General features: G+C 46.9%; 24 protein-coding genes and 1 other annotated feature. Of the genes, 8 read left to right on the top strand and 16 right to left on the bottom strand.

The features are described from left to right. Positions 1-148: 148 nt before the first annotated feature. Positions 149-2,113, top strand: a complete 1,965-nt coding sequence (locus PCH02S_RS19100) for a glycoside hydrolase family 15 protein (RefSeq protein ID WP_127455532.1) — start codon at positions 149-151, stop codon at positions 2,111-2,113. Between the two features lie 202 nt (positions 2,114-2,315). Here the strand turns inward: PCH02S_RS19100 and PCH02S_RS19095 are convergent, their stop codons facing one another. From PCH02S_RS19095 to leuB, 3 genes are all read right to left on the bottom strand, one after another. After that, the gene (locus PCH02S_RS19095; RefSeq protein WP_164819625.1) at positions 2,316-2,699 is read right to left on the bottom strand and encodes a glycine cleavage system protein H; all 384 of its coding nucleotides are present in this window, start codon (positions 2,697-2,699) and stop codon (positions 2,316-2,318) included. Between the two features lie 81 nt (positions 2,700-2,780). Next, positions 2,781-3,329 carry a peroxiredoxin gene (locus PCH02S_RS19090; protein ID WP_127455530.1) on the bottom strand — a complete coding sequence of 183 codons (549 nt, stop codon included), beginning with the start codon at positions 3,327-3,329 and terminating at the stop codon, positions 2,781-2,783. Positions 3,330-3,816: 487 nt separating this feature from the next. Further along, the gene (gene leuB, locus PCH02S_RS19085; protein ID WP_127455529.1) at positions 3,817-4,896 is read right to left on the bottom strand and encodes a 3-isopropylmalate dehydrogenase; all 1,080 of its coding nucleotides are present in this window, start codon (positions 4,894-4,896) and stop codon (positions 3,817-3,819) included. A gap of 230 nt (positions 4,897-5,126) precedes the next feature. On the opposite strand from leuB, the gene PCH02S_RS19080 reads away from it, so the two are divergent. Both PCH02S_RS19080 and PCH02S_RS19075 read left to right on the top strand, forming a co-directional pair. Continuing rightward, positions 5,127-5,546, top strand: coding sequence for an Rrf2 family transcriptional regulator (locus tag PCH02S_RS19080; RefSeq protein WP_127455528.1), 420 nt, complete (start codon positions 5,127-5,129; stop codon positions 5,544-5,546). A 100-nt stretch (positions 5,547-5,646) separates the two neighbouring features. Next, the gene (locus tag PCH02S_RS19075; protein ID WP_127455527.1) at positions 5,647-6,504 is read left to right on the top strand and encodes an SDR family oxidoreductase; all 858 of its coding nucleotides are present in this window, start codon (positions 5,647-5,649) and stop codon (positions 6,502-6,504) included. A gap of 92 nt (positions 6,505-6,596) precedes the next feature. Here PCH02S_RS19075 and PCH02S_RS19070 read toward each other — a convergent pair whose 3' ends face one another. The 6 genes from PCH02S_RS19070 to ilvB all read right to left on the bottom strand — a co-directional run bounded on the left by PCH02S_RS19070 (position 6,597) and on the right by ilvB (position 13,833). Next, the gene (locus PCH02S_RS19070; protein WP_127455526.1) at positions 6,597-7,052 is read right to left on the bottom strand and encodes a DUF2269 family protein; all 456 of its coding nucleotides are present in this window, start codon (positions 7,050-7,052) and stop codon (positions 6,597-6,599) included. 219 nt (positions 7,053-7,271) lie between these two features. Beyond that, a complete protein-coding gene (locus tag PCH02S_RS19065; protein WP_127455525.1) occupies positions 7,272-8,468 on the bottom strand; it encodes an aminotransferase-like domain-containing protein in 1,197 nt (398 codons plus the stop codon). Positions 8,469-8,558: 90 nt separating this feature from the next. Next, positions 8,559-10,106: a 2-isopropylmalate synthase gene (locus PCH02S_RS19060; protein ID WP_127455557.1), complete on the bottom strand. Its 1,548-nt coding sequence runs from the start codon at positions 10,104-10,106 to the stop codon at positions 8,559-8,561. 330 nt (positions 10,107-10,436) lie between these two features. Then, positions 10,437-11,429 carry a ketol-acid reductoisomerase gene (gene ilvC, locus PCH02S_RS19055; RefSeq protein ID WP_127455524.1) on the bottom strand — a complete coding sequence of 331 codons (993 nt, stop codon included), beginning with the start codon at positions 11,427-11,429 and terminating at the stop codon, positions 10,437-10,439. Positions 11,430-11,596: 167 nt separating this feature from the next. Beyond that, positions 11,597-12,088, bottom strand: coding sequence for an acetolactate synthase small subunit (gene ilvN / locus PCH02S_RS19050; protein WP_127455556.1), 492 nt, complete (start codon positions 12,086-12,088; stop codon positions 11,597-11,599). After that, complete coding sequence (gene ilvB / locus PCH02S_RS19045) at positions 12,088-13,833, bottom strand: biosynthetic-type acetolactate synthase large subunit (RefSeq protein ID WP_127455523.1); 1,746 nt, start codon at positions 13,831-13,833, stop codon at positions 12,088-12,090. Before ilvB ends, ilvN begins: the two co-directional genes overlap by 1 nt. A 517-nt stretch (positions 13,834-14,350) precedes the next feature. On the opposite strand from ilvB, the gene PCH02S_RS19040 reads away from it, so the two are divergent. From PCH02S_RS19040 to PCH02S_RS19030, 3 genes are read left to right on the top strand one after another with little or no spacing between them, the layout of a single operon-like run. Then, positions 14,351-15,871, top strand: coding sequence for a spore germination protein (locus PCH02S_RS19040; RefSeq protein WP_246069155.1), 1,521 nt, complete (start codon positions 14,351-14,353; stop codon positions 15,869-15,871). A 24-nt stretch (positions 15,872-15,895) separates the two neighbouring features. Further along, positions 15,896-17,119, top strand: coding sequence for a Ger(x)C family spore germination protein (locus PCH02S_RS19035; RefSeq protein WP_127455521.1), 1,224 nt, complete (start codon positions 15,896-15,898; stop codon positions 17,117-17,119). Positions 17,120-17,152: 33 nt separating this feature from the next. After that, positions 17,153-18,274, top strand: coding sequence for a GerAB/ArcD/ProY family transporter (locus PCH02S_RS19030; RefSeq protein WP_127455520.1), 1,122 nt, complete (start codon positions 17,153-17,155; stop codon positions 18,272-18,274). 55 nt (positions 18,275-18,329) lie between these two features. Here the strand turns inward: PCH02S_RS19030 and rplT are convergent, their stop codons facing one another. The 4 genes from rplT to PCH02S_RS19010 form a co-directional block, all read right to left on the bottom strand. Continuing rightward, positions 18,330-18,689: a 50S ribosomal protein L20 gene (gene rplT, locus PCH02S_RS19025; RefSeq protein WP_127455519.1), complete on the bottom strand. Its 360-nt coding sequence runs from the start codon at positions 18,687-18,689 to the stop codon at positions 18,330-18,332. 48 nt (positions 18,690-18,737) lie between these two features. After that, on the bottom strand, positions 18,738-18,941 hold the full coding sequence (rpmI, locus tag PCH02S_RS19020; protein ID WP_127455518.1) for a 50S ribosomal protein L35: 204 nt from the start codon (positions 18,939-18,941) through the stop codon (positions 18,738-18,740). Positions 18,942-18,971: 30 nt separating this feature from the next. Beyond that, entirely contained in the window at positions 18,972-19,472 is a 501-nt protein-coding gene (infC, locus tag PCH02S_RS19015) for a translation initiation factor IF-3 (RefSeq protein ID WP_127455517.1), read from the bottom strand. A 50-nt stretch (positions 19,473-19,522) separates the two neighbouring features. After that, positions 19,523-19,668, bottom strand: a sequence feature (ribosomal protein L20 leader region). Positions 19,669-19,698: 30 nt separating this feature from the next. Then, positions 19,699-20,934: a glycosyltransferase family 2 protein gene (locus PCH02S_RS19010; protein ID WP_127455516.1), complete on the bottom strand. Its 1,236-nt coding sequence runs from the start codon at positions 20,932-20,934 to the stop codon at positions 19,699-19,701. Positions 20,935-21,745: 811 nt separating this feature from the next. Here PCH02S_RS19010 and PCH02S_RS19005 point away from each other — a divergent pair. Together PCH02S_RS19005 and PCH02S_RS19000 are read left to right on the top strand one after the other, a co-directional pair. Continuing rightward, entirely contained in the window at positions 21,746-22,273 is a 528-nt protein-coding gene (locus PCH02S_RS19005) for a phosphatase PAP2 family protein (RefSeq protein WP_127455515.1), read from the top strand. Between the two features lie 5 nt (positions 22,274-22,278). Continuing rightward, positions 22,279-23,406: an MGDG synthase family glycosyltransferase gene (locus PCH02S_RS19000; RefSeq protein WP_127455514.1), complete on the top strand. Its 1,128-nt coding sequence runs from the start codon at positions 22,279-22,281 to the stop codon at positions 23,404-23,406. 81 nt (positions 23,407-23,487) lie between these two features. Here the strand turns inward: PCH02S_RS19000 and trmB are convergent, their stop codons facing one another. The 3 genes from trmB to PCH02S_RS18985 form a co-directional block, all read right to left on the bottom strand. After that, the gene (gene trmB / locus PCH02S_RS18995; protein ID WP_127455513.1) at positions 23,488-24,222 is read right to left on the bottom strand and encodes a tRNA (guanosine(46)-N7)-methyltransferase TrmB; all 735 of its coding nucleotides are present in this window, start codon (positions 24,220-24,222) and stop codon (positions 23,488-23,490) included. Between the two features lie 75 nt (positions 24,223-24,297). Continuing rightward, positions 24,298-24,498 (bottom strand): hypothetical protein, encoded by a 201-nt coding sequence (locus tag PCH02S_RS18990; RefSeq protein WP_127455512.1) that lies wholly within the window; start codon positions 24,496-24,498, stop codon positions 24,298-24,300. Positions 24,499-24,864: 366 nt separating this feature from the next. Next, entirely contained in the window at positions 24,865-25,476 is a 612-nt protein-coding gene (locus PCH02S_RS18985) for a WGxxGxxG-CTERM domain-containing protein (protein WP_127455511.1), read from the bottom strand. Positions 25,477-25,593: the final 117 nt, after the last annotated feature.

The raw sequence follows: 25,593 nt of genomic DNA, 5'->3' as shown, positions 1-25,593 counted from the left end.
AGAATTTTTTCAAAGAAACATTGATTCCTTGGTAATAATTAGGTAACCTATTGGCAGGCCTTGTGCTAGCAGTGCTCGGTTTTGAACAGATTTTGCACTTGGTTGAACTTGCTGAACAATCAAACAAAAGAGTGGGGAAGTGATTGTATTGCCTAGACATCTGGTCATCGGAAACGGAAAATTTCTTATTAATCTCGATCAGCATTCCTATATGCGAGATCTGTACTATCCTTTCGTAGGCCAGCTTAATCATATTGGCGGTTATCAGTGCCGTGTCGGTATTTGGGTGGATGGTGACTTTGCCTGGCTGAATTCCCCCGAGTGGCAGTTCCAGCTTGGTTATGTGGAAGATTCGCTTGTTACTGAAGTAAGAGCTACGCATCCTGGTCTTGGCATCACTTTACTCATGAATGACGGCGTTCATCAGCGAGAGGATATTTATATCAAACGGATCCAAATTACGAATCACAAACATACCGTTCGCGAAGTGAGAATGTTCTTCAATCAGGACTTGCTCATTAATGAAACCGAGGTCGGCGATACCGCTGCCTTCTATCCTTTGACGAATACGGTATTCCACTATAAAAAAGACAGATATTTCATGTTCAATGGCAGCACAGGAACTGAAGGCATTTATCAATACTCTACAGGTGTCAAAAGATTTTATAACGCGGAAGGCACGTGGCGCGATGCGGAAGACGGGCATCTCATGGGCAACGCCATTGCGCAAGGGTCGGTCGATAGCACGATCTCCTTTCGCATGTTTGTGCCGCCAAATGCCGACCAAACGCTCTACTACTGGATGGGTGCAGGCAAAACACTTGAGGAAGTCAAGAAACTTGACGCCTACGTCAAAGACAGCCACCCCGGCAAGCTGCTCGATCGCGTAACGGTTTACTGGCAGCGGTGGGCGAATAAGATCGAGAGGGATTACGGAGATTTGAATCCCGATGTGCAGCGCCTTTTCAAACAAAGCTTGCTCCTTGTCAGGACGCAAACCGATGTGAACGGCGCGATTATCGCCGCGAACGATTCGGACATCATGCAGAGCAACCGCGATCATTACAGCTACATGTGGCCTCGGGACGGCGCCTTGATCGCTTACTCCATGTCCATGGCCGGCTACCAAGGGATGATTATCCCTTTCTTCAACTTCTGTGCGAATGTGCTGTCTCCCGAAGGTTACCTGCATCATAAATATAATCCGGACGGCACCGTAGGCTCCAGTTGGCATCCTTATATTCATTCCGGACGTGTCCAGCTCCCTATTCAAGAAGATGAAACAGCCCTTGTCCTCTTCGCTCTCTGGGCTGATTTCCAGAAAAATGGAAGCCTTGAGTTTGCCCAATCTCTCTATCGCAATTTAATTCGCAGAGCGGCCAGATTCATGTCCACTTATATCGATCAGGAATTGAACCTGCCGAAGCCGAGCTACGATCTATGGGAAGAACGTTACGGAATCTATACCTTTACCGCCTCAGCGGTGTATGGCGGACTGATCGCAGCCTCCAACTTCAGCAACCTCTTCGGGGATGAAGAGCGCAGCAACCGCTATAAGCATACGGCGGAGAAAATTAAAGCCGGTATTCTCAAGCATCTATGGGATGAGAATGAAGGCCGATTCGTTCGCGGTTTGTATATGGAGGACGGCCAATGGGTCAAAGATATGACGCTCGAAAGCTCGGTTTACGGTATTTTTGAATTCGGGGTCCTGCCTGCTGACGACGAGCGAGTTGTCGGTACCATGAAAGCGAATAAAGAAGGTCTTAGAATTAAAACAAACGTCGGTGGCATTGCCCGCTATCATCATGATTATTACTTCCAACGTTCCACCGATATCGAGAATGTACCCGGAAACCCTTGGATCATCTGTACGCTCTGGATCGCTGAGTGGGAAATCGAATACGCCAAAACACTCGCTGATCTCGAAGCGCCTCGCCAGACATTAGAATGGGTCGTCAAACACGCTATGGAAAGCGGCGTCCTGTCGGAGCAATTGGATCCTTTCTCCGGCGATCCGGTCTCTGTCGCCCCGCTTACCTGGTCGCATGCGACTTATGTGCTTGCCGTTGTGAAGTACTTGAACAAATACAAACAGCTCTCCAAACAATAATGTAACCGGAACCGCCGGGTAAACACTTTTTGATTAAGTGTTTACCCGGCGGTTTTTTTGCTGATTCCATTAACTTCGATTCAAACCTTTGCTTTGGACATAATCTCATGCAGACTGCCTAAATAGAACTAGAGCAGCCGTCTTCGCCAATAAAAAAGCCGCAAGACCCTGTTAAGTAGTCCTGCGGCTTGCGATTGCCCCCTCACTCAAACGAATAACTCGACGCATACGTCTGCGCATCCCACAGCTGCTCCAGCTCCGATGGCTCGCTGCATGCCACTCTGAACAGCCACCCTTTATCATAAGGTGACTCAATCAGCATCATCACTGCCCGCTCCAGCAGCATGTTAACAGCGATGACCTCGCCGGATAACGGCGCAAGTAAGTCATGCTCATTTTCGGCGGTCTCCAAGGAGCCGGCATAATCACCTTGCCCAAGTACAGCTCCACGTTCCGGAAGCTCGATGAATAAAACCATCCCCCACGCAAGCAAACCTATTTCCGTTAGGCCGACGACAGCCTCATTCCCTTCCATGCGTATCCAATAATGATCTCTTGTATATTGCAGCTGCGTTGGTACGGTCACGTTCATTCTCCTTCATGAAGAAAAGCTCCCCCCGCCGCATTCGCATGCCAGCCAAGAGGAGCTTGTCTATGTAAAAAAAGCTTATTTTACGACAAGGTTTTTGTCGCCTGGTTTCCAGTTCATTGGGCACAATCCGCCGGATTGAAGCGCTTGAAGCACGCGAAGTGTTTCTTCTACGCTGCGGCCTACATCGTTGTGGTTAACAACTTCGTATTTCAATTCGCCTTCTGGATCGATGATGAATAGACCGCGAAGTGCGATACCTTCTTCTTCGATTAGAACGCCGTAGTCACGTGCTACGGATTTCGTGATGTCAGCAGCAAGTGGGAATTCCAATTTGCCAAGACCATTGTCGTTAACAGGTGTATTGATCCATGCTTTGTGTGTGTGGATGCTGTCGATGGAAACGCCAAGAATTTCAGTGTCCAATTCTTTGAATTGAGCAGCAGCATAGCTAAGCGCTGTAATTTCTGTCGGACATACGAATGTGAAGTCCAATGGGTAGAAGAACAATACTAACCATTTGCCTTTGTAGTCGGACAAAGATACTTTGCCAAACCCTGTACCATCACCTGTAGCTGTCTCCATTGTAAAATCTGGAGCTTGTTTACCAACTAAACGCTCTGCCATGTGTATAATTCCTCCTCAAATCTATCTTCTTCGTATAAAATGGTATCATTCGAATAGATGAAAGTCAATAATTAGACCACATACAAGATAATAATTACTTTAAAATATGAAAGGTCCTTGAACACGTTTAATGGCGCTACCTTTTCCATCCAGGTTGACGCTGTGCTGCCATCGTATACCTATGCGCATAGCATAGACAGTCTCACTCTATGTTGTATTTTATACAACATTTTCACTAAATTAGGTACTAGAAATGCGTCCTTGCTGTACTTTATGCAACTTAGAGGCGTGAAAACGCCTATATTCGCTCTTTTGTCCTCTAGTGATTGTACTTTGTACAATGAAGGAGAGCATAACCTAGTAAATGCGTATCTATCATGTACAAAATGCAACGTAGACTACGTTTGCCCACTCATTTTCCCCAAGCAACACTAAAAAAAGAGCTTGCTCGCTGCAGCACAAATGCTTAGCGGACAAGCTCTTATTCTTATTTGCGCATAGCGTCTACAATCAGTTGGCCCATAGCCAATGTTCCGATTGCTTTACTCTTATCGACAGCGATGTCGCCTGTGCGGTTGCCTGCATCAAGCACTTCTTTCACGGCGCGTTCGATGGAATCCGCTGCATCGTGGTACCCGAAAGTCAAGCGGAACATCAAAGCAACGGATAGAATCGTTGCGATTGGGTTGGAAATACCTTGGCCTGCAATATCAGGGGCAGAACCGTGTACCGGCTCATACAAGCCGAAGCTGCCTTCGCCAAGTGATGCGGATGCCAGCATCCCGATGGAACCTGTCAGCATTGCAGCTTCGTCGCTCAAGATGTCGCCGAACATGTTCTCTGTCACGATAACGTCGAAGGAAGACGGACGGCGAAGCAATTGCATTGCACAGTTATCTACCAACACGTGCTCAAGCTCAACATCCGGATAGTCAACCGCAATACGGTTAACCGTTTCGCGCCATAGGCGAGAAGTTTCCAGAACGTTTGCTTTGTCAACGGAAGCAAGCTTTTTGCGGCGTGTGCGTGCGATGTCAAACGCTTGACGAGCAATACGCTCGATTTCAGAAACGTTATACGCGCAAGTATCTACAGCTTCTTGACCGTTTGCCGTTTCGCGACGGAATTTCTCACCGAAGTAGATACCGCCTGTCAATTCACGAACAACGATCAAATCCGTTCCTTCAAGTACTTCCGGTTTCAATGTGGAAGCTTCTTTCAAGCAGTCAAAGATGAAAGCCGGACGAATGTTAGAGAACAAACCAAGCGCTTTACGAATACCTAGAAGACCTGTTTCCGGACGCGTTTCTTTCGGGTTGTTATCCCATTTCGGTCCACCTACAGCTCCTAGAAGAACTGCATCTGCGGATTGACAAACTTTCAATGTTTCTTCCGGAAGCGGTGTACCTGTTTGATCAATGGCAATTCCACCGAACAAAGCATGTTCTGTTTCAAATTGGTAACCGAAAAGTTCTTCGGTACGTTTCAATACTTTTTCCGCTTCTGCAACGACTTCTGGACCAATGCCGTCTCCAGCGATTACAGCAATTTTTTTCACATCTGCCATGACTGTCATTCACTCCTTCAATTAGTAAAGCTGCTTGGTAAGCATCTCTATCGACTATATGATGCTCTCATTGTAACATAAGATAACCCTTTTCATTAGATATAAAAGCTATTGCTTTAATAGGTTCCTCCTATAACCTTATATAACAGAATTCAAGCTCCTTTTAAAAATAAGGATATTGACACCTTTCCGAGTAGTAACTATAATAGTTACAACGGTGGTGAATGATTTTGAAACAAATCAGTTCGCGTTTTTCAATTGCTGTACATACACTTTGCTTGATTGCCGTCAGTTCGAGCGAGGACTGTACAGGCGATTACATTGCGGAAAGTGTGAATACCAACCCTGTGGTGATCCGAAGAATTATGGGTTTGTTGAAAAAAGCAGGATTAGTGGAAGTACGCCCAGGAGTTGGAGGCGCTTCTCTGCTCAAAACACCGGAGGACATTACGCTTCTGGATATTTACCGGGCTGTACACGTCATTGAAGATAACCAATTATTCCGGTTTCACGAAGATCCGAATGAGGGATGCCCCGTCGGGCGGAACATCGAATCCGTTCTTCAGTCGGAGCTAAGCGAGGCTCAATCCGCTATGGAACACAGGCTGGCACAGACGACTTTGAGTCAACTTACCGTGAAATTCAAATAAATAGGAGCTCCATATAGAGAGCTTTTATTTTATATATAAGTTGTAACAGTTATTGTTATAACAAAAATGATTACAACAAAAATTTTAGGAGGATTATAACATGAAAATTTTAGTCACTGGCGCGACAGGAAAATTAGGCTCGAAAGTAGTAGAAACATTGTTGAAAACAGTACCAGCAAGTCAACTGGCTGTGAGTGTCCGTAATCCGGAGAAAGCTGAAGGATTGCGTGCTCGCGGCGTAGACATTCGCCTAGGGGATTTTGATCGTCCAGAAACCTTGCAAACTGCTTTTGCAGGAATCGATCGCTTATTGATTATATCGGCGGATGGAGATACGGAAACAAGAATTCGACAGCACTCCAATGCTGTAGCTGCTGCAGCGCTTGCTGGAGTTATATTTATTGCTTATACCAGCATAGCTAATGCAAGTAACAGCACTAATTTCTTGGCCCCAGTGCACCGTACAACAGAAGAAGCCATCGTCAAAACCGGCATTCCTTATACCTTCCTGCGCAACAACTGGTATCTGGAGAATGAACTGTCGAGTATTCAAGGCGTGGTGGCTGGAGCTCCGTGGGTGACCTCTGCCGGCTCCGGCAAGGTAGGTTGGGCACTGCAGCAAGAATACGCAGAGGCGGCAGCAGCTGTTTTAGTAGGGAACGGACACGAGAATAAAATATATGAGCTTTCAGGTCAATTACACACGCAAGCTGAGCTCACGTCCGCTCTTGGTGAGGTACTAGGCAAGGAAGTTCTTGTCCAGCAGGTCGATGACGCCACATATGGGGATATTATGAAAAGCGTAGGAGTACCCGACTTCGTCGTCCCTATCCTTCTAGGTATTCAACAAGGGATTCGGGAAGGTACGCTGGAGATCAAAAGCGATGATTTCGAGAAGCTGCTCGGGCGCCCGGCAACGCCAATCCGTGAAGCCTTGGCTCAGATCGTGAACCCTTAATTTACAATTGAAAAACAGAGCGGCAGTCTGGGAACATACATCCCTATTGCCGCTCTGTTTTATACAAATACACGTTTAATTTTCACCTTTCACTAGCTGGGCTTTACAATCATAAAAATGAACAAAATAAGACCAATAGCCGATGCACCATAGAAATAGTTGCGTGCCTTTATCCATTGCATGAGCTGCTCGGCTGGCAAGTTCGACGCCTTGTGATTGGCTGGATCGAGTACCCAACCTCCGAGCTTTTTCTGATAGGGCGTGGCGAAGCCAATGGCAATAATTTGAATCAGCACGTAAGCAACCACCGATCCGAACAGCCAAATTTGCATGAAGGAGCCGTAATCGCCCAGCCAAATCAGCAGTAATCCTGTCAATACAGCAAGCGTTCCTCCTATTTTCGGAAAAATCTCAAGCCGTGCCCCTACCCGTAAAGACGAGCGAAGTTCATCCAGCGATTGATTTTTCCTAAGAAGCACGTGGGCGAAATACGTCGGGCCTACCCCGATGATGGCTGAAAGCACATGGATCAGAACCAGAAGCTTCATTCCAAACACCCTTTCAAATGTAATATAAAGACAACGAACTGCTTCATCATACAATCGAAGGATTTGTACCATCCATGTTTAATCTGTTAGATCTGGTCTCCCAATCCAGTTAAATGATTAAGTTTTCATCAAATTTAGATTCGCAGCCATTTGGCAAGCCAATAACAAAAGGACTATCTCAACAGTAGAAACATCTACTCTCGGGATAGTCCCTTCTTTTTATACGCTTTGTAGGTAAGATTCCATAGCTTTCGCCAGTTTTTGCATACCAAGAATCGTGTTCTCACGATCTGTGTGCGTGTAATTCAGACGCATCGTGTTGTACTGTGGGTTCTCCGCATAAAATGTGGACCCGGGAACAAAAGCCACGCCTTCTTTTACCGCAATTTTCAGCAGATCCTCTGCGCGAATACCTGGCGGAAGTTCCACCCAGATAAACATGCCGCCCTTCGGTTCTTCCCACTTCAGACCCGGCCAATTCAACTCTTTCAATAGACCCGACATGAACTTCATCCGATCCAAATATTGCTCACGAATCAGAGAAATGTGCGCGTCAAGATCAAAATGCTCAAGCAGATGATACAGCGTTTGCTGATCAATCGTACTGGAGTGCAGATCCGCCGACTGTTTGAAACGAGCGATTTGACGAATGAGCGTCTCATCCCCCATCACCCAGCCTGTCCGGAAAGCAGGTGCTACCGTTTTGGAGAAGGTGCTCGTGTACACCACATTACCGCCCTCGGCTTTACCGCCAAGCGAGAAAATGGATGGATACGTTTCATTCTCATCAAATTGAATTTCACCATAAGGGTCATCCTCAAGAATCAGGACATCCGCTTCGCGGCAAATGTTCAGCAATCCTTGACGGCGCTCTAAGCTCCACGCACGGCCTGCGGGATTCGAAAATGTCGGAATGACATAAACCAACTTAGGATTATGTTCAGCAACCTTTGCAGCCAAATCCTCAAGAATCATACCGTCGTTATCGCTATCAACGGAGTAAATCTTCGCGCCTTTGGCTTGGAAAACTTGAATCGCCGCCAAGTAAGTCGGTCTTTCGACCAAGATGACATCGCCTTCATCAATGTATACGCGCGTCAACAAATCAATCGCTTGCTGGGAACCTGTCGTTAGAAGCATCTCGTCTGGCGTGACGTGCATGTTTTTGGCAGCCATACGTTTGCATAAGGACTCGCGCAGCGGCTTGTACCCTTCGGTTAATCCGTACTGCAGCGCTGATTTCCCGCCACCAACAACTCGTTTAAACGCATCGCTTACCGCGTCCAATGGGAAAAACTCTTCCGCTGGCAATCCGCCAGCAAAAGAAATAATTGAGCTTCCTTGAGTCAGCTTCAGAATTTCTCTTACCGCCGAGGATGAGAAACCTTCTAGCGATTTGGAAAATCGATATTTCATAATGGACGCATCCTTTCGCATTTGTAGAAAGCACCCCTCCTCTAGTTTGGAGGTGAGGTGCTTATCTAGCAGTCCCGTGGACTTAGGTTATTAAATCAACGTAACGTTGCTTCTATTGCTTGTTGGGGTTTTGCGTTTATCAATAAGTCTGTTCACAGCGTCCAGGTAAGCCTTGGCGCTTGCTTCCAGAATATCTGTGGAGATGCCGCGTCCTTGAACGGACACATCGTTCTGTTTCAGAACGACATGCACTTCCCCGAGCGCATCTTTCCCGTGAGAGACAGACTTGATGGAGTAGTCATCCAGCTCGACTTCTTCCTTCGTCGCTTTGTCAATGGCATTGTAAATCGCATCAACAGAACCGTTACCCACAGCGCTTTCCGTTACTTCGCCGCCGTCTTGGAAACGAATGTGCACAGTCGCTGTCGGTGTCATTTGATTGCCGTAAGCCACTTGAAGCGTGCCAAGCGCATAAATTTCCGGCGTTTCGATCAACTTCTCTTCGATCAGCGCGCGGATATCTTCGTCTTCCACCTGCTTCTTGCGGTCGGCCAAATCCTTGAACTTGCCGAACGCCACGTTCACTTGCTCGTCTGCGAGGTCGTAGCCGAGGTCGATCAACTTCTCACGGAACGCATGGCGGCCGGAGTGTTTACCCATCACGAGCTTACTTTCCTTGACCCCAATGGTCTCCGGGGAAATAATCTCGTAGGTCGTTTTCTCTTTGAGCATCCCATCCTGATGGATGCCGGACTCATGCGCGAACGCGTTAGCGCCGACGATCGCTTTATTGCCTGGCACCACCATGCCGGTCAGCTTGCTGACCAAACGGCTGGTGCGGTAGATCTCGTTCAACACAAGCGATGTTTTCGCTTGGTAGAAGTCCTGGCGTGTTTCCAGCGCCAGGACAACTTCCTCGATCGAGGTGTTCCCTGCTCGCTCGCCAATGCCGTTGATGGTGCCTTCGATTTGATCGGCACCATTCAGAACCGCCGCTAGCGCGTTAGCTGTCGCCATGCCAAGATCGTCATGGCAGTGCGCGCTCAGCTGGATTTTCTCAATGCCTGGGACCGTGTCCTTCAGCATTTTGAAAATATTCCCGTAGTCGTACGGTGTCATATAACCGACTGTATCCGGAATATTCACGACCGAAGCGCCGGCGCGGATCGCCATTGCCGTTACTTCTGCGATGAAATCAAGCTCCGTACGTCCGGCATCCTCGAGTGAAAACTCGATTTTGCTGAAATACTTCTTCGCATATTTAATCGCAGCTTCCGCTGTCTCCAGCACTTGGTGCTTCTCCATCTTCAGCTTATGCTTCCGATGGATTGGGGACGTCGCCAGGAACAAATGAATGCATGGGTCCTGAGCGCCCTGCAGCGCTTCACGGACAGCCTCGATGTCAGTCTCCTTCGAGCGGGACAGCCCGATTACTGAGGCGTTCTTAATCGCTCTTGCTACAGCATTAACGCCTGCCAAGTCACCAGGTGATGCAGCCGGGAAGCCGGCCTCCATCCGATCGACACCCAGCTTCTCTAGTTGAAGCGCGATTTCGACCTTCTCCTGTGTATTCAGGTTCACGCCTGGCGATTGTTCTCCGTCTCTGAGCGTTGTATCAAAGATGTAGATTTTGCGCACCATGGTCACCTCCTAAAAGATTTCTAGTAAATGAGTTAAAACCTAATTCAAACTGCTGACCGTTGCGATCTTCAGTATTTGTCTCCGATCGTTTCTTGAAACCATGTCCCCTCATCTTAATTAAACAAAAGGTCGGGACATGTTTTCAAATACGAACGCTTCGCTTCTCCGACAAACACTGAGCTCTCCACTGGGCATTTCGAAGAAGGTTTTAAAAATTTACGCCTAAATTTTTACTCGTCTACATAGTATTCACAGGGAGTGACTGGGAAATTCTCCGCAATCACTCCCTGTGGGATGAATAACTATATGATTGAATAAGGCATTACATTACTTTTTGATCCAGTGCATCATTTCGCGCAATTGAGCACCCGTAACTTCGATTGGGTGTTGAGCTTCGTTGCGGCGAGTCGCGTTCATGAACGCGAAGTTGGATTGGTTCTCCAAGATGAAGTCGCGAGCGAATTTACCTTGTTGGATGTCAGCAAGAACAGCTTTCATCTCTTTTTTCGTTTCAGCTGTGATGATGCGAGGTCCTGTTACATAGTCACCATACTCCGCTGTGTTGGAGATGGAGCTGCGCATGGAGGAGATTCCTCCTTCATACATCATGTCAACGATCAATTTCAATTCGTGCAAGCACTCGAAGTAAGCCATTTCTGGCGCATATCCAGCTTCAACCAATGTTTCGAAACCTGCTTTAACCAGTTCAGAAGCACCGCCACAAAGAACTGCTTGCTCACCGAACAGATCCGTTTCTGTTTCTTCGCGGAAGGAAGTTTCGATAACCCCTGCGCGCGTACAGCCAATACCTTTTGCATAAGCAAGTCCGATTGCTTTTGCGTTGCCTGTAGCGTCTTTCTCGATCGCGATCAGACCAGGAACGCCGAAGCCTTCAACATAAGTACGACGTACCATGTGACCTGGGGATTTAGGAGCAACCAAGAATACATCTGTACCTTCAGGAGCTACGATTTGGCCAAAATGGATGTTGAACCCGTGGGAGAACATCAAAGCTGCGCCTTTTTTCATGTTCGGTTGAATGGACTCACGGTATACGCGAGCTTGCGTTTCATCCGGCATCAAGATTTGAATAACATCAGCGCGTGCTGCTGCTTCTTCAACGGATACAACTTCGAAACCGTCATTTTTTGCTGCGTTCCAGGAACGGCCTTCACGAAGACCAATAATTACGTTCAAACCGCTGTCACGCAAGTTTTGCGCTTGAGCGTGCCCTTGGGAACCATAACCAACAACTGCAATCGTTTTGCCTTTAAGTACCGCTAAGTCTGCATCTTTTTCATAGTAAGTAGTAACTGCCATTTCGTATAAATCCTCCTTTAATATGATGAATCCGTATTGTCTACCCCTTGAGTGGGTGTTTCAACGATTAACTCTGAACAACTAGCCTTTTAAAGCGCTAAAGAGTCCATCGCTCAAAGCCCCACTCAAGGAGGCTTTCCCTACTTTTTCACATTGTTGACTATTATTTATTTAACTGAGCCCCGAATCATCGCCGTTGCTCCCGTACGGGAGAGCTCACGGATACCGTATGGACGAAGCAATTCTACCATAGCATCTATTTTATCTGAATCTCCGACAACTTGCACGATAATTGAAGATGGACCAATATCGACAACCGCGGCACGGAATGTTTCGACAATTCCGAGTATTTCAGGACGCATGATAGGTTCAGCATTTACTTTAATAAGTGCTAATTCTCTAGCGACCATCGGGTTGGAGCTGAGGTCGATGACTTTAATGACATCAATCAGCTTGTACAGCTGCTTGGAAATTTGCTCCAAAGTGCTGTCATCCCCCGTTGTTACAATAACCATTCGGGAAAGTCCGAGTTCTTCGGACTCCCCTACAGTAATACTTTCGATATTAAAGCCTCTGCGTCCGAACAAACCGGATACTCGCTGCAGAACACCAGGCTGATTGTTTACGAGTACGGAAACTGTATGTTTAGTTGTCGTCATCATTCCGAATCCCCCATTAACATGTCGCTAATTGTATCGCCCGCTTTAACCATCGGGAACACGTTCTCTCCTTTTGGTACGACGAAATCAATCAAGACCGGTCCAGGTGTATCAAGCGCTTCCTGCCAAGCTTTTCTTGCTTCTGCTTTCGTCGTGGCACGCAGGCCTTTCACGCCGTAAGCTTCAGCCAACTTCACGAAATCAGGGCTGCCGGCCAAATCAATATGGCTGTAGCGGTTGTCATAGATGATTTCCTGCCATTGACGAACCATGCCAAGTACTTGGTTATTCAAAATAACAATTTTCACCGGAATGTTGTGAATTGCACAGATCGCAAGCTCTTGCGCGCACATTTGAACGCCGCCGTCGCCATTGATGGATACAACCAGTTTATCCGGGTTCCCCATTTGCGCACCAATCGCGGATGGGAATCCAAAGCCCATCGTACCAAGTCCACCGGACGTTACCAGGGAGCGAGGGTTTTTGAATTTGTAGAATTGAGCAGCCCACATCTGGTGCTGACCAACGTCAGTTGTTACAATCGCTTCACCGTTTGTCGTTTCGCTGATCATTTCAACCACGTATTGAGGCTTCAATTCGGTTTCTGTATCACCGTATTTAAGCGGGAACTTCTCTTTGTTCGCTTGAACTTCAGCAATCCAAGCTTCGCTTTTCGCAGGCTTCGCTTTCAGATTCGCTAAAGCAAGAACAGCTTTCACATCGCCAACACACGGGATATCCGTTTTGACGTTTTTGCCGATTTCCGCAGGATCCACATCGATATGTGCGATTGTTTTCACCTTCGGTGCAAAACCGTCCAAGTTCATTGTCACACGGTCATCGAATCTTGAACCGATGGAAATCAGGAGATCCGCATTCTGAATGGCTGTGTTCGCCGTGTACGTTCCGTGCATCCCCGGCATACCGAGCCATAGCTCGTGGGCACTTGGGAATCCGCTGAGTCCAAGCAGCGTAGTTGCTACCGGAATTTGCGTAGCATTCACGAACTCGATCAGCTCTTTGGAAGCGTCTGAGTAGACAACGCCGCCACCTGCGATGATCACTGGACGTTCAGCTTCTTCGATCGCTTTGAGCAACTTGTCAACTTGCAGCTTGTTAGGCTGAACAGTCGGATTATAGCCGCGGATGTTTACTTCGGTTACCGGCTTAAATATCGTTTTATGAGCGGAGACATCCTTTGGTATGTCAATGAGAACCGGACCTTTACGACCTGAGTTCGCAATATGGAACGCTTCATGAATGATGCGCGGCAGATCTTCTACATCACGAACCAAGTAGCTATGTTTCGTAATCGGCATTGTAATCCCCGTAATATCTGCCTCTTGGAAAGCATCCGTACCGATAAAGTTCGTTGCAACGTTCCCTGTAATAACAACGAGCGGAACAGAATCCATATAGGCGGTAGCTATCCCCGTGACGAGATTCGTAGCCCCCGGCCCTGATGTAGCGATACATACGCCAACCTTGCCTGTGGAACGTGCATATCCATCGGCAGCGTGAATGGCTCCTTGCTCATGTCTTGTCAGTAGGTGGTTAAAATCGGAAAAGCCATGCATCGCATCGTAGATGTACAGAACAGCGCCGCCCGGATATCCAAAGACGCAATCCACACCCTCCAGCAATAAGCTTCTTAGCAAAATCTCAGATCCTGTGATCAGATCCGGCTTCATCAGCTTGTCAATCAGTTCTTCTTTTGACCTCTTTGGTTCAGTTTGAACATTCATTGTGATCCTCCTCTCAAAAAGTAAGTCCATGTTATACTTCGAGCTTTCTTAGACAATAAGAAAAACCCCTGTTCATCCCGTACACGCACGTAACGTGTTAAACGGGACGAAAGGGGTTTAAGCTTCCGTGGTACCACCCAAATTTGCTACATGCCTCACAGCATACAGCCTTAGCAGGTATGTTCGCCTAGAACAATACCCTCAGCACGATAACGTGTGCTTTTCCGATTCTCCCTAGTGCTTACAGACAATGCCGTAAGTCTTCAGGAAAACAGCTCCGAGGTGACTTCGTACGTAAGGGATTAAGGCGATGGTTTCAGCAAGCCCAACGCTCTCTGCGCATAAGTGCCCTTATGACTTCTTCCTCTTCATAGCCGATTTATTCGTGAACACCATCCGTTAAGATGATATTAGAGATTATTATATGCATCCCCGGAGCATTAGTCAATAGCATATCGAATAAAACAAACGAAAGTGAGGGAATATACTACCAATTCAGGAAATGAGGGCTTCGCTGATGACATCTTCTCAGAAACCCGCTCTCCCTTTATCGACCGATTTGCATACGAACATCTCGAGACTGAGAGAAGCGCTTGGCAATTCTCCGGACATCATTATTCGCTTGCTCGATATGCAGGTTACACAGGATCACCTCTCTATTGCTTTACTCTACATAGATGGGCTTGTCCAATCAGAATCTATCCATAAGCACCTCATAGAGCCCTTATTAAATGTTCAAGCAACTGAGCAGACAAGCGAGCAATATTGCGGAGTTCACGAAATCCTGCAGCAAACCGTTTCCGTTGGCGAACTTTATGAAGCCAAATATGACAGTGAGCTGCTGGATGCTATTTTAGAGGGCAGCACCGTTATTTTAATCGATGGATTCGACGAGGCCTTTTTCGCCTGCACGAACGGCTGGGAGAAACGAGCGATCGAAGAACCGCAATCGCAAACTGTGATTCGTGGACCGAAGGAAAGCTTTACAGAGGACATCCGAACAAACTTGACTCTGCTCCGCAGAAAAGTCAAGTCGGCTGATCTTCGCTTTGAAAGCATGAAGATTGGACGTTACACCCGGACGGAGATCATCTTGGCCTATCTGGAAGGCGTCTCCAATGAAAAAGTGCTGGCTGAAGCGCGCAGACGACTTAAGCTCATAGATACGGACAGCATTCTGGAGAGCGCGTATATTGAAGAATTTATCGAGGATAAGGGCTATACGCCTTTTCCCACCATGATGAACACCGAAAGACCTGACACTGCAGCAGCCGGTTTGCTCGAAGGACAAATTATCATTATGGTCGATGGAACACCCTTCGCCTTAATGGCTCCCGTGACGTTCTTTAAGTTCCTGCAATCCAGTGAGGATTACTACCAGCGATATGATATCGCATCTTTCGTGCGTCTGATCCGCTACGCATCTTTTTTCGTCTCTATGCTGCTCCCGTCTCTCTATATCGCGATTACCACGTTCCATCAGGAGATGTTGCCCACAACACTGCTCATCAGCCTCGCTGCGCAGAGGGAAGGTGTGCCTTTCCCTGCGCTTGTGGAAGCCTTCCTGATGGAGATCACGTTCGAGGTACTGCGGGAAGCAGGGGTGAGGATGCCCCGCGTTGTCGGGCCCGCCATCTCCATTGTAGGCGCGCTTGTCCTCGGACAAGCAGCCGTACAAGCCGGTCTCGTATCCGCAGCGATGGTCATCGTTGTGTCATTTACAGCCATCTCCAATTTTGTCACGCCCGCGATTAACTTGGCTGTAGCAGCACGACTCATCCGCTTCATGCTAATGATGCTAGCCGGTTTGCTCGGACTATTCGGCATTTTATTCGGCTGTATGTTCATTCTTATTCACATGTGTTCAATTAAATCGTTCGGCCTTCCGTACATGGCGCCGATTTCTCCGTTTATTCCGTCGAATGTGAAAGATATCTTCATCCGGCTTCCATGGTGGAAGTTAATCAAGCGACCGTTGGCGCTGACCAAAAATGTTTATAGACAGCGTCCAACAGCAAAAAATCCAAAGAAAAAATAACGGCACACGGAGGAGACTGGATGCATGCGAACCAAACGCCGAGTGGTGTTGACAGGCCTGATCTCTTTCGTTATTTGCTGCTTATGCACGAGCTGTTGGGACCGAACTGAGCTAAACAAGATCGCCATCACCGCAGCAACCGCCGTCGATTGGGAGGATGATCACTGGAAAGTCTCTTATCAAGTCGTCATTCCTCAGTCCATTTCCAGCACGGGTGGAATGGCGATTCAGCAGGCTCCTGTATTGGTGTTTTCTACGAACGGGGATTCCATCCAATCTGCTGTTCAAAGAGCCAGTTTAGAAATGCCCCGTACGATGTTCTTCGCTCATAACCGAGTCGTCGTCATTGGCGAAAGCGCTGCTCGCAAAGGCATTTCTCCCATCATCGACGTTTATTTAAGAAGCGCCAACTCCAGGGAAACTGTAAGCCTGCTCGTGAGCAGAGACGAAGGGCGAAAAATCCTGGAGCAAATTTTACCGTTAGAAAAAATACCAGGCGCAGCCTTGAGAAACATGGTGCTCAACGAGGACAAAACCGATGGCAACCTCAAGCAAGTCATGCTTTATCAGCTCGCGATGAGAATGGCTAGTGATTCGGGTTATTCCACAATACCGGAAGTGTTTATATCAGGCCAAGGTGTCGAATCGACTTCGATTGAAAATTTAAAGGGCACCAATTTCGATACCAAGCTCAAAATGGGACGTATTGGCGTTTTTCAAAAAGATAAGCTCGTTGGCTGGATGACTGGGCATGAAGGTTACGGACTCAGCTGGCTGAAAGGAGAGATCAGTCAGACCACCTTATTTTTCGGATGCACGGAGAAAAGTGAGAAATCTCGCTCCGCCATACGGATTACCAAGGCTTCAACCAAGCTGACTCCCGTAAATATCCAAGGAAAGTGGGTCATCCAGGCTGCGGTAAAAGCTAGCGGACAACTGCTTGAAAATGGATGTCTGATTGATGCCTCAAAGCCGGAGGGCAGTCGCGAAATGGAGAAGCTTATCGGAGAAACCATCTCGGAGCTTATGTCAATTTCCTTGCGTAAAGCCCAAAGCATGAAAGCGGATGTCCTTGGATTTGCAGGTCTCATCCATCGAAAGGATCCGAAAGCTTGGGAGAAGTTAAAGCCAGACTGGGAAGAGTATTTTGCCCAAATCCAGATGGAGTCCTCTTTCCAAATTGACATTGAGAACATCGGCATGAACAGCAAGTCCGTGAAGCAGCTTATTGAGAACGACAATCACTAATGGCACACTCGGAAGAAGAAGGAGTCTAACCGCATGGAACGAATCAGCAACTACCAGATTGCCGTTATGATTATTCTTTTCCAAATCGGCAGCACACCTTTATTTGCCATTGGCAGCAAAGCGAAACAGGATTCATGGGTTGCTATGATCGTCGCGGCAATCATTGGCTTAATCCTGCTGCGGATGTTCCTCTATATCCAAAGCATCGCGCCAAATCAGTCTCTCATCTTCTTAATGCGGATCTGCTTCGGCAAATTAGCAGGCGGTATTCTAAGCTGCTGCTTTCTTATTTATTTTGCTTATGAATCCATGAGAAACGTGCGAGACTTCGGCGAAATCACGAGCGTCACCCTGCTCACGCGAACACCCAAATTTGTCGTCATGCTGCTCGTCATCCTGCTGGCCGCCTATACAATCATTATGGGCATTGAAACCTTTTGCCGCGTTGCTGAAAGTTTAATATTACCCATACTTTTTAGCTATAGCATCCTCTGTCTCCTCATTTTTGGTTCCAAATTAGTCAAGCTTGAGCGGATACAACCCATTATGGAAAAAGGCATCAAGCCCATTCTAACGGCAGCTTTTCCCGATCTGGTCTCTTTCCCTTTTGGCCAAATGGTCGTCTTTCTGATGTTTTGGCACCTCATGGCAGACAACAATAAAGTGAAACGTATCAGCACTTTCACCTATCTTGGGGTAGCGGTATTCCTCGTTGGGATGAATATGATAAATGTGTTGGTGCTTGGCCCTTCCTTGATTGGCAACAGCACCTTGCCCTTTTTACAGACCGTGCAGTTAATCCAGGTTGGCGATATTTTTGAACGGCTGGATGTCTTCGTGACTCTGCTGCTTTTTCTCGGCCTATTCGTCAAACTCACTGCGTTCTTCTGGGCGGCCTCTTATGGGGTTTCCCAGCTCACAGGCTGCAGAGCCAAGCTGTCTATTGGCATAGTCGGCGCTGTGATTTTCGCCTCTTCCTTTCTTGAGCCTAACTACACCTATCACATCTGGTTAGGTCTAGCGGTGAGCGTTAAGTTGTTCCCCATTTTTCAAATTCTGCTCCCTCTCGCCATGTTCATCGCCATTTTATTCCGCAAGCTTAAGAAAAATCCACCATCAGGGGAAACCCCAGCCCCCCGCGAGAATGCATGTTGAAATAAAAAAAGCTTGCCCCCTTGCGGGGACAAGCTTTCAGTACGCGAAGCAAAGCTTACGCGTTTACTTTTGCTTTTGCAGCTGTTGCCAAATCGTTGAACGCTTTAGCATCGTTTACAGCCAAATCAGCCAAGATTTTGCGGTTGATGTCGATACCAGCCAATTTCAGGCCGTGCATCAATTTGCTGTAGCTCAAGCCGTTTTGACGAGCGCCTGCATTGATACGAGTGATCCACAGTCTGCGGAAATTACGTTTCGTTTGGCGACGGTCACGGTAAGCATACACTAAAGATTTCATTACTTGTTCTTTAGCAGTTTTAAATAAACGGTGTTTGGAACCGAAATAACCTTTTGCCAATTTCAAAATTTTCTTACGACGGTGAGCGCGAATAAATCCGCCCTTGACTCTTGCCATTGTTAACTACCTCCTGGGATGTATAAATAATGTTCGAATGCTAAAAAATTAACCTTTGATTAGTGTCAGTTGTTGTTGCAAACGACGTACATCGCCAGGAGCCATAACTGGGTTCGTGGACAAAACGCGTTTTTGCTTCGATGATTTACCGGAAAGCAAGTGGTTCTTACCTTGTTTGTATCTCATCACTTTGCCTGAGCCAGTAATTTTGAAACGGCCTTTCAGGCTGCTGTGTGTTTTCATTTTCGGCATGGTGTTGTTCCTCCTAATTTAGTATACCGCCTAAGTAGTTGCTTTCGGCGTTAAGATCATGATCATGCTTCTTCCCTCAAGCTTAGGAGCGCGCTCCTGTGAGGAAATGTCGGCTGTTTCAGTAGCCAGACGTTCAAGCACTCTGCGACCAATCTCCGAGTGCGCTATTTCGCGCCCACGGAACCTGACGCTGGCTTTTACTTTATCGCCATCGCCAAGGAACTTAATCGCATTGCGAAGCTTCGTTTGGAAGTCATGCTCATCGATTGTCGCGCTTAAGCGAATCTCTTTGATATCCACAATCTTCTGGTTCTTACGAGCTTCTTTCTCTTTCTTCTGTGTTTCGTAACGGAATTTACCGTAATCCATAATGCGGCATACCGGCGGCTTCGCCGTTGGTGCCACATTTACCAAATCCAGGTTCGCGTCTTGTGCGATTTGAAGAGCTTCGCGAATCGGCGTAATGCCGAGTTGTTCTCCGTCCGCCCCGATCAGGCGTACTTCCTTCACACGAATCTCATCATTAATCATATGGTCTTTGCTAATAGTGTTCCACCTCCAGAAAGTATGTACCTCTATCCAATATAAAAAAGATGTGGGCACGGTAACGGCCCACATCTTCATCAATAACAGGTTTAAGCAACCTATTGAGCATTCATGATGATTCATTCAAACCAGCCAACAGCGTAGTTGGTCAGGTGAGAAGCGGGCGCTTCTGCTTTTACTTGAAGTATAATATCATCTTGGTGTAGAAAAGTCAACTGACTTGTTTGCTTTTCATTTCATCCAGGCGAATGACGCGTGTATGCTCCGTGTGGCTCCATTGCTTGTTGTTTTGCGTAAAGAACGCAAAGAACGTAATCGGCCACCATGAGACCATAAATACAGGATATAAAATTAAATATTTATAAACTTGGCGCGGCGCCTTCTCAATCATCATAGAGATTGGCAGCAGCACGAAAATAGCGAAACTTACAGAGTTAAAGAAAACCGGATTGATGTCAGCAAGCATCGGCGTCTCGGACCAGCCCGGCGTTATGGATTTGATCCACAGCAGCACGGTGATAATCGCTCCGAAGAAAAAGTTATATACGTTAGCGGAGTAAATAGCCGCGTCAATCTTCGTCCAACTGCCTTCTTTGATCCCTTGCCACAATAGCGGGAAGAAGTAACGTTTAGCCACGTCAAAGTGTCCTTGCATCCAGCGCAAACGCTGTTTGGCAGATGCCCTGAACGTAAGCGGCTTCTCATCGTAAACGAACGCTTCGTAATTGTAAGTCGGTCTGATTCCCATCTTGATACAACGCATCGAGAACTCCAAATCCTCAACAAGGCTGGTAGCTCCCCAACCAATCTGCTTCAACAGCTTGGACTCAAAACACATGCCCGTACCGCCTAGGTAGTTGGCAAGACCCAAGTTCGTGCGGGGCATCTGCCAGAAACGGTTTGCAAAGTAATACGAAATTGCGTAAGAACCTGTAACCCAAGAATCGTTCGGATTCTTGCTATCTAAATAAGCCTGAATAACTCTGGAGCCGGAGCAAAGATCATTGTTCATGTGAATCAGGTAGTCCGGACTGGCGAGATTGTCGGCATCGAACATGACAACCGCGTCATACTGGCGTTCGCGCTTCCAAAGCTCCTTCAGCATCCATTCGATCGCATACCCCTTGCCTCGCAGGTTCGGGTTGTGGCGCTCCATGGCATAAACGCCATGACTGCGCGTAATTGCAGCCGTGTTATCCGTACAGTTATCACAAATCACGAAGATGTCGTAGAGCTCTTTGGGGTAATCCAAAGACTTCAGATTCTCGATCAATGCGCCAACGACTTGCTCCTCGTTATGAGCTGCAACCAGGACAGCAAACGATTTTTGCGGCGCAAATTTCTGTTTGTTTCTTGGACGGTACCATCCGAAGAAGGTTAAGAAAAACTGATACGCACCTACGAGCGCCAAGCCAATCTGAAACGTAAGCACAATCTTGTCAAGCATGAAGCAAAGTCCCCCTTTTTGTTTATGCACACAAGCTATCTTTTTATACGCATAGTGCGCAATTATGTACAGGTGAATTAACCGTTCTTGATTTTCCTCTCTTTCCCCCTATTTGTCAAAGTCTACAAAAACCGAAAAATAGCCAGTTCTCAGAGATTTAAGGGGAACGGACACATACTTTGCCGCATGTGCTTGAAATCAGATCGTTAAAGTCCTGTTTTCAACGTTTTTCATTTTATTGTGTACAAAAAGTTCACCATTTAGACCAACCAGCAACCCCTCATGTGTTTCGGGTTTATTATAATTCACCCGAGCTTCCCCTGACAACTTTTGCCGGGCTCGATCAAGCAACCGTTCCTGCGAGCTTTTCTGAGGTATCCTTCATAACATTCGCTGGGTTTCCACGCAGAGAGTCCGTCTTCAGAAAAACTCATTCACAAGAACCATAACACCCGACTTACAGCATAACGGACTTCGCAACGTCGATGCCATACGACCTAAGCACTGACTTTCTTTCGTTCATTTTCAGCCTGAACTGCGCTGTGTCGACATCAAATCCAATAAATCCCAATTTGAAAGGGGTTACAAAACAATCGCTCTAGGCCCAATGGAACGGGATAGCCCTTCGATATTTAGGGTAAAATGAAAGGAATACTCTACCATTATTTCCATCATTCCTTCTTTTTACCCGAGCTTAAAAGTGTAAACGTATGGTTTCTAAAAATTTATTACTGCGTTAATCTCCCTTTAATAATTGATCTTTATAATTTGAAATAACAGATATCTCAAGTTTCGAAGGAGGCTATTACTCATGAGCAGAGTCGTGAACTGGCTTCAGCATCATGAAACACGCATGTTCCACTTTGTGAATCAACGTATTCAGCACTTCTTCCTCGATCACTTCTTTTCTAGAATTACGCATTTAGGAGGAGCTACGGCGACGATCGTGATTTCACTTTGCTGTGCTTTATTTGGGCAAGGAGCATTGCAAACCGCTGGTTTTCAAGCGCTAATCGCCTTAACCATCAGTCATATTCCGGTTGCTATCATTAAAAAGAAATATCCGCGGCTTCGCCCTTATCTCGTACATCCTCAAACGATCACGTATAAAAATCCATTAACGGATCATTCTTTTCCGTCCGGACATACAACCGCTATTTTCTCGATCATCATTCCGTTCATTGCAGCCATGCCTCTTCTTGGCATCATACTTTTGCCGCTTGCTCTCATCGTCGGTCTATCACGTATCTACCTAGGGCTGCATTATCCTTCGGATTGTTTAGTCGGCAGCTTGATCGGTACGGCAGCATCACTAACAACTGTAGCTCTATGGGGGTAAAATGAATGGATGCTGGGCAGGGTAAAAAGCGGGTTCTCATCCTCTCTGAAGGTTTCGGAGCAGGTCATACGCAAGCAGCTTATGCACTCGCTGTAAGCTTAGAAAAGCGCTGCACAACGATTGAAACACGTGTATTGGAACTGGGGTCTTTCCTGCATCCGACTATTGCGCCATGGATTATCCAGGCTTACAAAAAGACGCTGACCACAAATCCCAAGCTTTATGGCCGGTTATACCGCTCTCAGTACAAGAAATCGTTAAATCCGTTGACGCAACTAGCACTGCACCGCATTTTTTATGCACAGACCGCGGAGATTATCCAGAACTGGGCTCCCCAAGCCATCGTCTGCACACACCCTTTTCCCAGCGTTGTCGTGTCCCGGCTCAAACGAGCAGGCCTTGCCATTCCGCTGTGCACCGTCATCACCGATTATGACGTACACGGAACATGGGTCAGTCGTGAAGTGAATAAATATATGGTCTCGACAGAGGATGTCAAAAACAAGCTGCTTGGCCGGGGAATACCCGCGGCTCAAGTCGAAATTACAGGGATTCCTGTCCACCCGAGTTTCCGTGTGGCGCACGATAAAGCCATCATCCGACAGCAGTTCCAACTAGCCGCGATGCCTACTGTACTCGTCATGGGCGGCGGTTGGGGGCTAATCGGGGGCGATTCGCTCAGCGAACATCTCGTTGAATGGAGAGACCGCGTGCAGTTCATCTTTTGCCTAGGAAACAATGCCAAAATATTAACGAAACTTTCCGCTGACGAACGGTATCAGCACCCGAACATTCGCCTGCTCGGATTTACGCCAGACATTGATAAATTAATGGAAGTTTCAGACTTATTGGTTACCAAGCCAGGTGGAATGACCTGTTCAGAAGGCCTTGCCAAGTCTATTCCGATGCTTTTCTATGATCCGATCCCAGGACAGGAAGAAGAGAACGTGCACTACTTTACCGAAAAAGGTTTCGGTGAACCGATCCGGTCCGCAGATACGATCTCGAACTGGTTGACGATGCTCGTCAGCCGTTACACGGATGTTCAGGCCAGACGGGTATGGAATTACCGTCAACGAATGAACACGCCTTCAGCGGATTGTTCAGAGGTTATTCTTCAAGTGATGGGCTAACCATCATGAAACGTACAAAGAGGCTGCCCCTAAAGTCGTCGAATGACCAAGGAGAGCCTCTTTTTTTGATTAACGATAAGTTTATTCCGCTTTCGCCTTGTTCAATTGATCGAGATGAGCGGCCAGCACGTCCTGACCAATCACCACTTCACAACGATGGATATTCATGCCTTTTGTGGCGAATTTCGTTTCGTATTCCGTCATAACATGATCCGGGTGAAACCCTTCAGCATGCAGATTCAAGGAAATATTGCGCATTCTTAAACCCATGTCGGCAAAAGAGTTCAACGAGAATTCAAACAGCGATTGTGAATCGGTTTTCAAATGAATCTCGCCATTTGCATTCAAAATTTGCTGATATTTGGCCACGAAACCTGGGTGTGTCAACCGTCTGCGAGCATGCTTTTTCTTCGGCCACGGATCACTGAAGTTCAAATAAACCCGCTCCAGCTCCCCTTCAGCAAAAGCTTCTTCAATATGTTCGATATTGAACAGCATCAGCTTCAAATTCGGGATAGTCACTGATTCTGATTCAGACTCTTCCTCGGTATGAATCTCATGAGCGATCTTCGCCTTCTCACTCGCTTTGCGGATCAGCTCATCATACATATCGACGCCAATGAAATTAATATCGGGGTATTTCTTGCTCATTTCACTGATGAAACGCCCTTTCCCCATCCCAAGCTCAGCATGAATAGGGTTATTATTGCCAAATAACTCCGCCCACTTGCCTTTATAATCTTTGGCATTGAGAACAACGAGTTCCTTCTGGCGTTCAATATCTTCTCGAATTCCTTTTCTTCCCCGTAACCGCATCTATTATTTGCCTCCTACACGTACAAGCTATCGAATACAAATCATAGACCATTCTTGGGAAAAAATCAAAGGGAATTACACTTCCAGTTCGTGATAATTGATGGTTTTGGAGGTGGCGGGGAACAACTTGCGATCCAGGGAACGAATCAGTTTTTGTCTGGCTTCCTTGGATACATTCGGATCGGCCACAAATTTCACCCCGCTGCTTAACGCTTGAGCTTCCTTCACAGTAAGTTCAACGGACAAAGTGTCTGTCGATAAAGTAGAAGTCATCATGAATTTTCACCTGCTCTCCTATTCAGCTTTTAATGGTAGTTTCGGTTTGGAGAGATAGGTTTATGAATGGCAGATCATGAGAGAAAACTTATTCAGATCCGTGCTGAAGTGTAAGGGCGTTACAGCAGTGTTCAATGTTGTATTTTTTGCAATCATTTAGCTGTAATTGGGCCTTAGCCGGTCCCTATGTTGTACTTCATACAACGATATAGGCATTAAACTGCTTATATCTCACCTTTTCGCAACAAATCGATGTATTTTGTGCAATGAAAGACTGCATTCGCCGTCAAATCAAGCATTTTGATGTATAAAATGCAATGTACAAGAAAAAACGCCCTCCGTCAGGAAGGCGCCATTATCTACTCGTTATTTATAACTCTCGTCTCTGTTTCTATTGCCACCTCTTAATCCCGCCAATCCTATTAATCCTAACAATCCAAGCCATCCCCAATTCATACTTCTGTCAGATGTCGTGGTCGCATAAGCGCGATAAGATGACGTATCATAATTGCCGCGATTCGTTCCCGTTGTGCTTGTCGTGCTCATCCGATCCATAAGGTTATTGCCATAGCCATTGATTTGGCCTAAAACGCCAGTACCCGTGCCGGTACTTTTTCCCGTATACGTGTTAGTCGTTGTTCCGTCATGTCTGTACAAGCCATCAATTCTGTGTGGTTGAGCAGTTGGAGCCACAGCATTTGGACTTGTAATCGGAGTTGCCACTCCATTGTACGTATTCGTGTTGGTCATCGTTCCCGTTCCGTTCAACAAACCTGTTCCGACGCTAGTCCCCGTCGTAGCGTCGTAAGTACTGCCCGTATAGCCCGATGTCGTCGTAGTCCCCGTCCCCATAGTCCCTGAAGTACCCGTATGAGTGTTCATTGTCGGTGTACTCATGTTAGCGTGCGCCCCAACTGCCCCAAAGCTCAATGCTGTCGTCAAAGCTACCGCCAATGTCACTGTACGAAACTTTTTCACTTTTTCATTTCCCCTCTCGGCATATGATCGTCATGCAAAGTTATCATGCTCCGATCAGCCCTCTTTTAACGGGGAAGTTGGTGGAAAGGCAGGGGTCGCTTTCATGTTTATTTTTCG

It is taken from the genome of Paenibacillus chondroitinus NBRC 15376 (assembly GCF_004000765.1).
GTDB classification, from domain to species: Bacteria; Bacillota; Bacilli; order Paenibacillales; family NBRC-103111; genus Paenibacillus_E; species Paenibacillus_E chondroitinus.
The sequence above is the reverse complement of the archived record's forward strand: the minus strand, read 5'-3'. Positions and strand labels throughout refer to the sequence as shown.